Annotated in this window: 8 protein-coding genes; 4 read left to right on the plus strand and 4 right to left on the minus strand. The window is 64.2% G+C overall.

The features are described from left to right. Positions 1–4: 4 nt before the first annotated feature. The gene (locus LB571_RS08955; protein WP_015316293.1) at positions 5–1,300 is read right to left on the minus strand and encodes a lipopolysaccharide biosynthesis protein; all 1,296 of its coding nucleotides are present in this window, start codon (positions 1,298–1,300) and stop codon (positions 5–7) included. Positions 1,301–1,499: 199 nt separating this feature from the next. Between LB571_RS08955 and LB571_RS08960 the strand changes: the two genes are divergently transcribed. The 4 genes from LB571_RS08960 (at position 1,500) to LB571_RS08975 (ending at position 7,975) form a co-directional block, all read left to right on the plus strand. Further along, the gene (locus tag LB571_RS08960) at positions 1,500–4,091 is read left to right on the plus strand and encodes a GumC family protein (protein ID WP_224593794.1); all 2,592 of its coding nucleotides are present in this window, start codon (positions 1,500–1,502) and stop codon (positions 4,089–4,091) included. Between the two features lie 179 nt (positions 4,092–4,270). Further along, positions 4,271–5,170 (plus strand): bifunctional methylenetetrahydrofolate dehydrogenase/methenyltetrahydrofolate cyclohydrolase FolD, encoded by a 900-nt coding sequence (folD, locus tag LB571_RS08965; RefSeq protein WP_140660787.1) that lies wholly within the window; start codon positions 4,271–4,273, stop codon positions 5,168–5,170. A 28-nt stretch (positions 5,171–5,198) separates the two neighbouring features. Then, positions 5,199–6,197: a GlxA family transcriptional regulator gene (locus LB571_RS08970; RefSeq protein ID WP_032922464.1), complete on the plus strand. Its 999-nt coding sequence runs from the start codon at positions 5,199–5,201 to the stop codon at positions 6,195–6,197. 113 nt (positions 6,198–6,310) lie between these two features. Next, positions 6,311–7,975 (plus strand): vWA domain-containing protein, encoded by a 1,665-nt coding sequence (locus tag LB571_RS08975; protein ID WP_224593796.1) that lies wholly within the window; start codon positions 6,311–6,313, stop codon positions 7,973–7,975. Between the two features lie 67 nt (positions 7,976–8,042). Here LB571_RS08975 and edd read toward each other — a convergent pair whose 3' ends face one another. The 3 genes from edd to zwf form a co-directional block, all read right to left on the minus strand. After that, on the minus strand, positions 8,043–9,866 hold the full coding sequence (edd, locus tag LB571_RS08980) for a phosphogluconate dehydratase (protein WP_140614661.1): 1,824 nt from the start codon (positions 9,864–9,866) through the stop codon (positions 8,043–8,045). A 73-nt stretch (positions 9,867–9,939) separates the two neighbouring features. Then, positions 9,940–10,656 (minus strand): 6-phosphogluconolactonase, encoded by a 717-nt coding sequence (pgl, locus tag LB571_RS08985; protein ID WP_140614660.1) that lies wholly within the window; start codon positions 10,654–10,656, stop codon positions 9,940–9,942. After that, positions 10,638–12,110, minus strand: coding sequence for a glucose-6-phosphate dehydrogenase (gene zwf, locus LB571_RS08990; protein ID WP_224593799.1), 1,473 nt, complete (start codon positions 12,108–12,110; stop codon positions 10,638–10,640). The genes pgl and zwf overlap by 19 nt, the downstream gene beginning before the upstream one ends. Positions 12,111–12,274: the final 164 nt, after the last annotated feature.

Consider the following 12,274-nt stretch of genomic DNA (forward strand, 5'->3'; position numbering starts at 1 on the left):
TGTCCTAGATTGCCTTGGCCGGTCTGCGCAGCGCCGAATAGGTCAGCAGCATGGACGCGAGGTAGAGCAGCAGGAAGACAATGTTGAGCGACAGCACCAGATCAGATGTTTCGGAAATGGTGGTCAGCACATAGGTCAGCAGCAGCGCCTTGAGGGCGGCGAGCAGGCCGAGATTGAGCGCCCGCACCAGCGTCTGGCCGCGCGCGAAAAGAAGCTCGGCCTGATATTCGACCAGGTTGCGCAGTCCAGGCACGCAGATCGCCAGCGCCACCAGGGGTGCGGCCTCGGAAACATTCCTGCCGAGCGCGTTGGGAAAGAAATGCAGCACGATGCCAAGCGCTGCCAGCGCCAGCGTTGAAACGAGGAACACGCCGCCCTCGATGCCGCTCTTTATCGCAAGGCGCGACAGCAGCTCCGGCGCGCGCATCATGCGCTGCACGAGCATCATGGAGAAAGTACGGATGGGGATCGCCGTCAGGTCGACGAGCCGCATGATGATGGCATAGATGCCGGCCAAATGCGGGCCGCCGATCGCCAGCACCAGCAGCTTGTCGAATTCCGATTGCAGGTAGAACAACACCTCGGCGCCGGCCACATAGATGGAATCGGCGAGCCGCCGCAGATAGAGTTCGATGCGCAGCCGCAGCCGCTGGCGTGGATAGAACCAGCCGAAAGCCAAAAGCAGCGAGGCGGCGTTGGCCCCTATGTAGAACCACGACCACATCCAAATGCCATGCTGTGGCGAGACCATGAACAACACCGCGCCAAGCGCCCGCAGTGCGGTGGCCAGGATCGCCAGCACGGCTGCACGGCCGAATTTGCCCAGCCCGTTGTTGACGATCAGCGCCACTTCCACCGGCCGCCACAGCAGTGCCTCGGCAAAAACGATGGCCGTGAATACCGACAGCGGCACAGTGCCGGCAAAGAAGATCAGGTAGACGCCGAACGAGGCCAGGACCAAAAGCGGCAGCGAGACGGCGCCGAGCAGCAGGAAACCCGCTGTGAACGTGCCGATCAGATTGGGGCGGATGGTGGCGGTGCGGTAGAGTGCCGAAATGAAACCGAAGGCGAGAAGCCTCGACAGCATGACGCCGGCCGCCGAGGCGGTGGCGAACATGCCGAACTCTGCGATCGACAGCGTATTGGCGAGCGCGATGAAATAGGCGAGTGAAAACACCAGTCGCCCGCCGGCGCCGCTGATCGCCGAAAAATAGTCGCGCACCAGCCCCCGCCGTTCGGCCATCAAGGTGCCGATCCGCGCGAAGGTCCGCCTTTGCGGTATGTCGCTGGCCTCAGTCATACGTCGAGGAAAATGCATAGGCTGGAAAGTTTAACGCGCCGTTCTGAAGCTTTCAGTAGTGTTGAAAATTGTTGCAACCATGGCGTGAATTCTTGCCGCCTCTTTCGAAAATTAACTTTTTGTTTCCTATGCCTGTTTAGCGTGACTTAACGAATGGCCGACCGCCGCTGCCAAGCGGCCAAGAGTAAAGCTCCACGACATGGTCGACAGGGAAAACCGTGAAGACTGGAAGCGCGAGCGCTCCTTGCTGGCGCTTGGCGAAGCCGTGCGTGGCGAGGACGATGCTTCGCTGGTGTCGATAGGAGACCGCGCGGACCCCTCATGGCGCGAGGATGCCGCCACGCGCCATCGCCTAGCTCGTTCCCGTCGCGAGACGAAGGCGAGCCCGCCTCGGTCGGCAGCCGATAACGCCGAACGGTCTCGCCTGGACGAGGAGCAGCCGTTTGTATCCGAGGGCGCCTGGCGTTCGCGGGGGGAAACCGGCACCGGCGATTTGCCACCCGACATGCCGCAAGCAAGGCCCGCCCCCGAGGAACCTTCGGGCACGGGTGGCGCCCACGATGCAATCGGGTCCCGCGCTGCGGGCAGAGCCGACCCGTCCTCCAATGGCGGGGCGGACAGTCAGCAGTGGAAGCCGCTGATCGATCCGATGCTGGTCGTTCGCGGCGTTGCCAGGTCGAAGCTGCTGATCGTTGCGACCACGATACTGGGCGCTGGACTTGGCGTTGCCATCGCCTTGTCGATGCCGAAGAAATACGAAGCCACGACCGAACTGATCATCGAGCCGGGTGACCTGAAGCTCTCCGACCGCGATCTCACCCAACCGGTAGGCCAGCCCGATGCCGCGCTGGCCGTCGTCGAAACCCGGATCAAGATGCTCACCTCGGGCACCGTTCTCGATCAGGTCGTCAAGAATCTCAACCTCGTCAACGATCCGGAATTCAATGGCCAGGGCTCCGGCGGCCTCGGCGTCATGTCGCTCATCCGCTCGATCGTGTCGCGCAACGATGGGCCTGGCGGCGTCGATGAGGTTCGCCGCCAGGCTCTGGCTGTCGGCAATCTGGCCAAGAGCCTGTCGGTCGAACGCAGCGGCAAGACTTTTGTCATTTCCGTCAGCGCCGTGACCCAGAACGGCGACAAGTCGGCGCTCATTGCCAATACGACGAGGACCGTCTTCCAGCAGGAAGCCGCCAAATACCAGTCCGACATGGCCGGACGCGCGACGAACGAATTGACGTCCAAGCTCGATGATCTGCGCAAGGGGGTCGAGGCGGCCGAGCGCAAGGTCGAGGATTTCAGGGCCACGCATGGCCTGGTCGACGCGCAAGGCCATCTGATCAGCGACGATCAAATGCTGAAGCTCAACGAGCAGCTCTCGGTCGCCCGCGCCCGCACGCTGGAACTCAATGCCCGGGCAGCGTCGGCGCGTTCGCTGGATGTCAATTCCGTTCTGACCGGCACGTTGCCGGAAGAGATCAACTCCAACGCCATGAGCGATCTGCGCTCGCAATATGCAACGCTGAAGCAGGAGGCCGATCGTGCCGCGGTCCGGCTGGGACCGCGTCATCCAGAACTCCAGGCCCTCGACGCCCAGATCGCCGGCGCGCGCGAGCGCATCGCGGCTGAACTGCGCCGCATCGCCTCTTCGCTGCAGGTCGACTTGAAGCGCGCGGTTCAGCTCGAACAGGACCTCGCTTCCCGGCTGGCCCAGGCAAAGGTCCAAAGCGGCGACGTCAACAGCGACCTGGTTGCCCTGCGGGAACTGGAGCGTGAGGCCACCGCCAAGCGTTCCGTCTACGAACAATATCTCTTGCGCGCCAAGGAGACTGGTGAACAGACGGGCATCAACACGACCAACATCAATGTGATCACTCCCGCCCAGGCTCCACTCGAGCCAAATGGACCCTCACGGGCCTTGGTGGCGCTGGCCGGCCTGCTGCTTGGCCTTGCCGCCGGCGTTGGCGTTGGCGCTCTGCGTGGCACCTATGACAGCCTGCGCGAGACGGCAAGCGCGCGCTCACGCCGCGAGCGCAAGGTGGACGAACGCAAGTTGGCTGACCAGAGAGCGCCTCGCGAGGAGCAGGCATTCCGGGCGGAGCCTCCGCCAGAGCCACCGATGGCGGCAGCGCCTGTGCCGCCGCCGCCCGCACCACCGCCGCCGGTCACGCGGACCGAGGCCGCTCCCGCCGAAAGCTCCGGGAGGATCGGCGCACTTATGTCGAGAATGCGCAAGGCCATGTCCCGCAAGCCGTCCGCCGAAGCCGACGACGACATCTCCAGCGGGTTCGGCCTGCCCGCCTTCGCCGACAACGGACGGCCTGTCAACGCTCCGCTATTTCCTGGCCATCCGGAGTCCGGTTTCGGGCCTCGGCAGGCGGCCGGCCTGGATTATTCGCAGTCACCCTTCCAGCCGGGCCCCGATGCGGGGTATGGGCGGAGGATGACCTTGCCTTCGCGCTCGCCCCTAATGCCGCAACAGGCAACGTACCCGGCTCCCCCGTTTCCGTCCTCTCCCTATGCACAGCCGTTGGGCTACCCCCAGGCGCAGCCCTGGTCGCAAGCGGGCCATCCCTCCACGCAAAGCTCAGCGGGACCTTATGCGGCGCAGATGCCGTATCCGCCGCCGCCCGCTCCTCCGGCGCAGCCACCGGCCGCCCCGCCCGCGAGGCCGACCCCGGTCGAGGAGGGTGGCGAACAAGCATCGGTCGAAGAGATTCGCGCCAGCCTGCGTGAATTCCGCGAAGCGGTCCGCGAACTCACGGAAAACCGCACCCGCCGCCGCTACTTCTGAACCATCAGATAGGCTGCGGAGGCCGAACAAAACCGTGCCGGTTTCGCGTAAACGGCATGGGAAGGCGCTTTGACGGGATTGCGAGCTTGTATTTTCGTGACAATGCCGCGCTGCAGATTGCCTGCGCCGCGGCATTATGTTCTCGAAGCGGCGTTGGGCGGAACGATGTTGAGGGTGGCATGGCCGAAGTGATTGACGGAAAAAGCGTTGCCGAAGACGTGGTGCGGACGGTCAAGGCGTTGACTGCCGAGCTGGTCGCCAAGGGCCAGGCCAAGCCAGGTCTGGCCGTGGTCATCGTCGGCGAGGATCCGGCGAGCCAGGTCTATGTCGCCTCCAAATCCCGTACCGCCAAGGAATGCGGCTTTCATTCGCTTCAGCACACGCTGCCGGCGGAAACGTCCCAAGAGGCGCTGCTCAAGCTCATCGCCGAACTCAACGCCGATCCTGAAATCAACGGCATCCTGGTCCAGCTTCCGCTGCCAGCCCATGTCGATGCCGGCAAGATCATCCAGGCGATCGCGCCGCACAAGGACGTCGACGGGTTCCATTTTATCAATGTCGGCAAGCTCGGCACCGGTGAACTCGACACGGCCTTCGTTCCCTGCACGCCCGCCGGCTCGATGCTTTTGATCGAGCGCGTGCGCGGCAAGGATCTGTCCGGCCTCAACGCCGTTGTCGTCGGCCGCTCCAACATCGTCGGCAAGCCGATGGCCAATCTGCTGCTTGCCGCCAACTGCACCGTCACCATCGCGCATAGCCGCACCAAGGACCTGCCGGCGCTTGCCCGCACGGCCGACATCCTGGTCGCCGCTGTCGGCAGGCCGGAAATGATCAGGGGTGACTGGGTCAAGCCTGGCGCCACCGTCATCGATGTCGGCATCAACCGCATTCCCGCGCCCGAGAAAGGCGAGGGCAAGTCGCGTCTCGTCGGCGATGTCGCCTATGCCGAAGCGGCCAGGGCGGCCGGCGCGATCACTCCGGTGCCCGGCGGCGTCGGGCCGATGACCATTGCCATGTTGATGGCCAATACGTTAGCTTCGGCCTACCTTGCGGCCGGACTGAAGCGGCCTTCCTTCTGAGCCCGGGTTGACCCTGAAAGCCGCAGCTTTGCCGAACCCCACTATTTCCCCGGAACGGCCGGTCACGAATGATCCCGTTCAAGGCGGCCGGCAGTTCGCTTTCCTGCTGGTCGACAAGTTTTCGATGTTCTCGCTGGCCGCCGCGATCGATACGTTCCGGTCGGCGAACCGCCTGCTCGGTCGCGACTTCTACGGCTGGACAACTGTGTCGGCCGATGGTGACCCGGTGATGGCTTCCAACGGCCTGCCGCTCAAGATCGACTACGCCGTCGCCGACCTGCCGCCGGTCGATATTCTCTTCGTCTCGGTCGGCTTGACGACAGAATTTCCGGGCAAGAGCAAGGTTCTGGCCGCCTTGCGCAGCTGGGGCCGGCGCGGCAACGCGCTTGGTGCCTTGTCGGTCGGATCCTACCTGCTGGCCGAGGCTGGCCAGCTCGAAGGCTATCGCTGCACGATCCATTGGGAAAACCGCGCCGGCTTCGTCGAGCGCTTTCCCGACATCAACTGCACGGGCAACGTCTTCGAGATCGACCGCAAACGCTACACCTGCGCCGGCGGCACCACCTCGATCGATCTGATGCTGGAGATCGTGCGTGGCGATTTCGGCTCCAACCTCGCCAATGGCGTCGCCAACCAGTTCCAGCACGAGCGCATCCGCTCCGCTGGAGACCGCCAGCGCGTCGGGCCGGAGCGTGACCTCACCGGCAAGTCGGAGAAGTTGCGACGCATCGTCGAATTGATGGCCGACCATCTCGACGAGCCGCTGTCGGCGGTACAGCTCGCCAAGTCGGCGGGCCTCTCGGTGCGCCAGGTGGAGCGGCTGTTTTTGCGCCATCTCAACGTCACGCCGGGGCGCTACTACATGCGGCTGCGGCTGGAGCGCGCGCGCGAATTGCTGCGCCAGACCAACATGCCGATCCTCGACGTGGCGATCGCGACCGGCTTCACCTCGCATTCCTATTTTGCCCAGAGCTATCGGCTGCAGTTTGGCCGCCCGCCCTCGGAAGAGCGCCGCACGACATACTGAATTGGGTACGCACGGGCCCTATGCGAGCTATCGCTGATAGCGGTGGCTTGTGTCCCTGCACGCGCTCAAATAGCTTCGGCCAGCGGACGGGGTGGCTAACTCAGGAGATTTCGATGGCGATACTTGCGCGGAGCGTCGCTGCGGCGATCCTCCTTTTGTCGACGACGACATTCGGCTTTGCCGCCAACAAGGTCATCATCATCCTCGACGCGTCGGGATCGATGTGGGCGCAGATCGACGGAAAGCCCAAGCTGGAAATCGCCCGCGAATCGCTGAGGACCGTGCTTCAATCGGTTCCCGCCGACGACGAGATCGGCTTCATGGCCTATGGCCATCGCGAAAAAGGCAGCTGCGACGACATCCAACTGATCGTGTCGCCCCAGGCGGGCTCGGCAAGCGCCATCTCGGCAGCCGCCGACAGCATGAAGTTCCTCGGCAAGACGCCGCTGACGGCAGCCGTCAAGCAGGCGGCCGAAGCGCTGAAATACACCGAGGACAAGGCAACTGTCGTTCTTATCACCGATGGGCTCGAAACGTGCGGCGGCGACCCTTGTGCGCTGGGCAAGGAACTCGAAGCCTCCGGCGTCGATTTCACCGCCGACGTCGTCGGCTTCGGCCTGACCGCCGACGAAGGCAAGCAGATTGCCTGCCTCGCGGACAACACCGGCGGCAAATACATCCAGGCTTCCGACGAGAAGGCGCTGCAGGAAGCGCTGGTCGAGACCGTCGCGGCGCCGGCACCGGCGCCCGAGCCAGCACCGGCCCTCGCTCCGGCACCAGCGCCCGAGCCGGCGAAGCCCGAGTTCAATTTCATGCCGACCGTGGTGCTGGCCGAGGGCGGCGATCCTGTCACCGACGGCAATGCCTGGGAAGTCTACAAGGCCAAATCGGACGGCACGCGCGGCGACAACGTCACCACCGAATACAGCGACTACAAAGCCAATCTGGAACCGGGCGACTACATCGTCGTCGCGCGCGACGGTGAGGCCAAGACGGAGCAGAAGATCAAGATCGAGGCGGGCCAGGTCTACAAGCCGCTGTTCACCTTGAATGCCGGCACACTCATCCTGCATCCGCGTCCGAGCCAAGGTGCCGATGTGGCCAGCGGGGCGGCTGTCGTGATCGCCTATCCGGGCGTCGACAACCCTCCGACCTATTATGGAGACACGAAAGTCGTGTTGCCGGCCGGCGACGAGAAAGTGACCGTCACGATCGGACAGGGCGTGGTCACCGAAACGATCCTGCTTGCCGCGGGCAGGGTGATCGACAAGGACATAATCGTCGGCGTCGGCCATGTCGTTGCCAACGCATACTATGTGGCCGGCGGCGACAAGGCTGACGGTTCAGGCACCGGCTTCAAGGTGCTCAAGGCCAAGAAGAAGATCGATGGCACCCGCGACGAGGTCACCTATGCCTATGGCCCCGACAGCAAGTTCGATCTGCCGCCCGATGACTATGTGCTGATCGCGACGGTCGATCTCGCCGTCGTGGAACAGCCTTTCAGCGTCAAGGTCGGCGAGTTCCAGGACCTCAAGGTCGCCATGAATGCCGGCGTGCTGGCAATCACGGCGCCTGGCACCTCCAAGATCGAGATCTTCGAGACGAAGAAGGACATCAATGGCAATCGCAAGTCGATCGGCTATGCCTATGACGAGAAGTATCAGGCCACGATAGCGGCCGGCGATTACGCCGTGGTTTCGGAGAAGTCGGACAACAGCAAGAAGGAAGGCGCCGTGACCGTGAAGGCCGGAGAGCGGGTTGAACTGACGGTGCAATGAGGATTGCGATTTCGACCGGCAAAAAGGGCGGCCACGTGCCGCCCTTTTTCATGCCGGACAGAATGCGTCAGGCAGTGCCGAACGCGCTGGCGCCGTGATCGGCGCGGCCCACCAATTGGCGGAAGCCGGCGAACAACTCGCGTCCGAAGCCGAATTCATTGCCGATGAGATCGACTTCGGCCGTGCGGCGCAGCGCGAATTCGGTGCCTGGCACCAGCACTTCCAGCGTGCCGGCATCGGCGTCGAGGCGGATGATATCGCCGTCATGGATCCGCGCGATCGGCCCGTCCTCGACCGCTTCCGGCGTCACATGGATTGCCGCCGGCACCTTGCCGGAGGCGCCCGACATGCGCCCGTCGGTGACCAGCGCCACGCGCTGGCCGCGATCCTGCAGGATGCCGAGCACGGTGGTCAGCTTGTGCAATTCCGGCATGCCGTTGGCCTTCGGACCCTGGAAGCGGATGACGGCGATGAAGTCGCCGGTGAGTGTGCCCGCCTTGAAGGCGTCGTTCAGCCCCTGCTGGCTGTCGAACACCTTGGCCGGCGCCTCGATGACACGCCGCTCCGGTTTGACGGCCGATGTCTTGATGACGGCGTGACCGAGATTGCCCACCAGCACCTTCAGGCCGCCCGTCGCCTGGAAAGCCTTGTTGAACGGCGCCAGCACCTTTTCGTCGCCGCTTGCGCGCGGCGAAGCCTCGCGCAGCACAGCGCCGTCGGCGCCGAGCTTTGCCTCGACCGCATAGGGCCGCAGGCCTTCGCCCCACACCGTCTGCACATCCTCGTGCAGGACGCCTTCGTCGAGCAGTTCGCGGATCAGGAAGCCGAGGCCGCCGGCTGCATGGAAATGATTCACGTCGGCAAGTCCGTTCGGATAGACCCGTGCCAACAGAGGCACCGCTTCCGAGAGGTCGGAAATATCCTGCCAGGTCAGCGCGATGCCGGCGGCGGCGGCCATGGCGATCAGGTGGATGGTGTGGTTGGTCGAGCCGCCGGTGGCATGCAGGCCGACGACGCCATTGACGAACGAACGTTCGTCGATCATCCGCCCGACCGGCGTATAGGCGTTGCCGAGCGCGGTGATCGCCAGTGCCCGTTTCGTCGCTTCGCGGGTCAAGGCGTCGCGCAGGGGCGTGCCGGGGTTGACGAAGGACGCGCCCGGCGTGTGCAGGCCCATGATCTCCATCAGCATCTGGTTGGAGTTCGCCGTCCCGTAGAAGGTGCAGGTGCCCGGCCCGTGATACGACTTGGACTCGGCTTCCAGGAGTTCGGCGCGTCCTGCCTTGCCCTCGGCATAGAGCTGGCGGACCTTGGCCTTCTCATCGTTGGGCAGGCCTGTCGTCATCGGGCCGGCAGGAATGAACACCGCCGGCAGATGGCCGAAGGTTAGTGCGGCGATCACCAGACCCGGGACGATCTTGTCGCAGACGCCGAGATAGACGGCGGCGTCGAACATGTTGTGCGACAGGCCGATCGCGGCTGCCATGGCGATCACGTCGCGCGAAAACAGCGACAGCTCCATGCCGGGCTGGCCTTGGGTCACGCCATCGCACATCGCCGGCACGCCGCCCGCGACCTGGGCGATGCCGCCCGCCTCGCGCGCGGCCTCCTTGATCAGGGCAGGGAAGGTCTCGAAGGGCTGATGCGCCGACAGCATGTCGTTGTAAGAGGTGATGATGCCGAGATTGGGCACCTTGTCGGCACCGAGCGCCAGCTTTTCCGAGGGGCTGCAGACCGCGAAGCCATGGGCAAGGTTGCCGCAGGACAGCACCGACCGGTTGGCGGTCTGGTTCGACGCTTCGGCGATACGGCTGAGGTAGCGCTCCCGGCCCGGTTTGGAGCGCTGGCGTATCCGTTCGGTGATGGCTTCGATGTCTCGTCTTGCGGTCATGGGATCAGGTCCTTTCAGGCGAGGTCCCGGAAACATCCTCCCGCCGTTGCCGGGACCACTTGTAAACTTGAAATCAGGGCGCCCAGAAAACCTCCACGGGCTTGGGCGATGCGTCGAGCACGGCACGGATCGGCTTTCGCGGCCCGGACGCGGCCGCGCCGTCGAAGGCGGTGCGCTTGTCCTCGCCCTCGATGTGCAGCGCGATGAAACCGGCGTCGATGATCCGCGCCAGGGTCAGGGTCAGCCGAGGCTCACCCGCACTTGCGGCGTGAACCGGCAGGATGATCCTGTCCGAGGCGGGGTCGAGCAGCTTCGGCAGATCGTCGGCGTCGGGAAAGAATGAGGCGGTATGGCCGTCCGGCCCCATGCCGAGGATCACGGCATCGAGCGGCCAGGGCAGGGATCGCAGGGCCGCATCGTCGGATGCTGCAGCATCCTCGATGCCGACCGCCTCGTGGTAGAGCGGAACGAAGCGGGCCGCCTTGGCCGCGTTCTGCAGCAGGTTGGCGGCAACCAGCCCGGCATTGGATCGCGGCGAGGAGGCCGGCACGAAACGTTCGTCGACCAGCGTCACGATCACCTTGTCCCAGGCGATCGGCGCCGCAGAGAGCGTGGCAAAGAACTTTGCCGGTGTCGTGCCGCCGGAGACCGCCAGCAATGCCGTGCCGCGCCCGGTGATCGCCTTGGTCAGGGCATCGGCGACGCGGCCAGCCAGCGCCAAGGCCAGTTGCGGACGGTCGGGAAAAGCGTTCCAGTTGTAGCTGGCGCCGTTCAATTGCTCTCGTGCCATGTCCGCCCGTCACGTTCGATCAGTGCTATCGAGGCCGACGGCCCCCATGTGCCTGCCGTATAGCCCTGCGCTTCCTGCTTGGCGCCTTCCCAGGCATTCTGGATCGGGTCGATCCACTTCCAGGCGGCTTCCACCTCGTCGCGGCGCATGAACAGAGTCTGGTTGCCGCGGATGACATCCATGATCAGCCGTTCATAGGCGTCAGGCGCGCGGCCGTCGAAAGACTGCGCGAAACTCATGTCGAGCGAGATCTGGCGCAGCCGCATGCCGCCAGGGCCTGGGTCCTTGATCATGATGAACTGCTTGACGCCTTCGTCCGGCTGCAGCCGGATGACCAGTTGGTTGGCAAAGATCGGCCCCGCGCCGCTGTCGCCGAAAATCGAGTGCGGGATCGGCTTGAACTCGATGACGATTTCCGAAACCCGGGTCGCCAGCCGCTTTCCGGTCCTGAGGTAGAATGGAACGCCGGCCCAGCGCCAGGTGCCGATCTCGGCCTTGATGGCGACGAAGGTCTCGGTGTTGCTGTCCTTGCCGAGTTCCTCGACATAGCCTTTCACCGGTCCCCCGGCCGACGCACCGGCGCGGTACTGGCCGCGCACGGTGTGCTTCGGCGCCTCGTTGCCGTTGATGCGCTTCAGCGCCCGCAGCACCTTGAGCTTCTCGTCGCGCACCGCGTCGGCGTCCATCGACGAGGGCGCTTCCATGGCGACGAGGCAAAGCAGCTGCAGCATGTGGTTCTGCACCATGTCGCGCAGCGCACCGGCCTTGTCGTAGTAGGTGACGCGGTCTTCCAAGCCCACGGTCTCGGCGACGGTGATCTGCACGTGGTCGATGTGGGCGGAATTCCACAGCGGCTCGTACAGCGCATTGGCAAAGCGCAGCGCCATCAGGTTCTGCACCGTCTCCTTGCCGAGATAGTGGTCGATGCGGAAAATCTGGCTTTCGTGGAAGTCGTCGCCGACCAGGTCGTTGAGCGCCTGCGCTGAGGCAAGATCGCGGCCGATCGGCTTCTCCAGCACGATGCGCGAATTCGGCGTGATCAGATTGTGCTCTTTGAGCTTGTGCGAGATGTCACCGAACAGCGCCGGCGCCACGGCCAGGTAAAAGGCGCGGATGTGGTCACTTTCGCCGATCGCCTTTTTCAGCTTGTCGAAGCCGGCGCCGCTCGTTGCATCGGCCGGGACGTAGGAAAGCCGGGCGAGGAAGGTCTTCAACTCCTTGGCATCGATATCGGCCGGCTTGACATGGTCCGAAATCGCCTGCTTGGCGAAAGCCTGGAACTCCTCGTCGCCCATTTTCGAGCGCGACGTGCCGATGATGCGCGTCGGCTCGGAGAATTGATGGTCGCGCTGGCGATAGTAGAGCGACGGCAGCAGCTTGCGTTCCGACAGGTCGCCGGTACCACCGAAAATGATGAAGTCGAAAGGGTCGACGGGGATGATCTGGCTGGTCATGGTCTGTCCGCTTTGACGCCGGTCGCAAGTACGCGGCTGATATATTCTAATCGATTTAAATTTTCCAGTGCCATGGTGTCACATCAAGGACCAACCGCTGGATTTTGCGTCGGTCCACGTGTGCGCTTGACACTGGCGCCGCCGGGAGGCTTGTCGGTGAACGA

Origin of the sequence: Mesorhizobium sp. BR1-1-4, assembly GCF_020165375.1 — a bacterium.
Lineage (GTDB): Bacteria > Pseudomonadota > Alphaproteobacteria > Rhizobiales > Rhizobiaceae > Mesorhizobium > Mesorhizobium australicum.

Excerpts from the sequence above, each read along its gene's own strand:
- zwf (WP_224593799.1), bottom strand. The coding sequence starts at position 12,110 with ATGACCAGCCAGATCATCCCCGTCGACCCTTTCGACTTCATCATTTTC.
- folD (WP_140660787.1), top strand. The coding sequence starts at position 4,271 with ATGGCCGAAGTGATTGACGGAAAAAGCGTTGCCGAAGACGTGGTGCGG.
- LB571_RS08960 (WP_224593794.1), top strand. The coding sequence starts at position 1,500 with ATGGTCGACAGGGAAAACCGTGAAGACTGGAAGCGCGAGCGCTCCTTG.
- LB571_RS08975 (WP_224593796.1), top strand. The coding sequence starts at position 6,311 with ATGGCGATACTTGCGCGGAGCGTCGCTGCGGCGATCCTCCTTTTGTCG.
- edd (WP_140614661.1), bottom strand. The coding sequence starts at position 9,866 with ATGACCGCAAGACGAGACATCGAAGCCATCACCGAACGGATACGCCAG.
- LB571_RS08955 (WP_015316293.1), bottom strand. The coding sequence starts at position 1,300 with ATGACTGAGGCCAGCGACATACCGCAAAGGCGGACCTTCGCGCGGATC.
- pgl (WP_140614660.1), bottom strand. The coding sequence starts at position 10,656 with ATGGCACGAGAGCAATTGAACGGCGCCAGCTACAACTGGAACGCTTTT.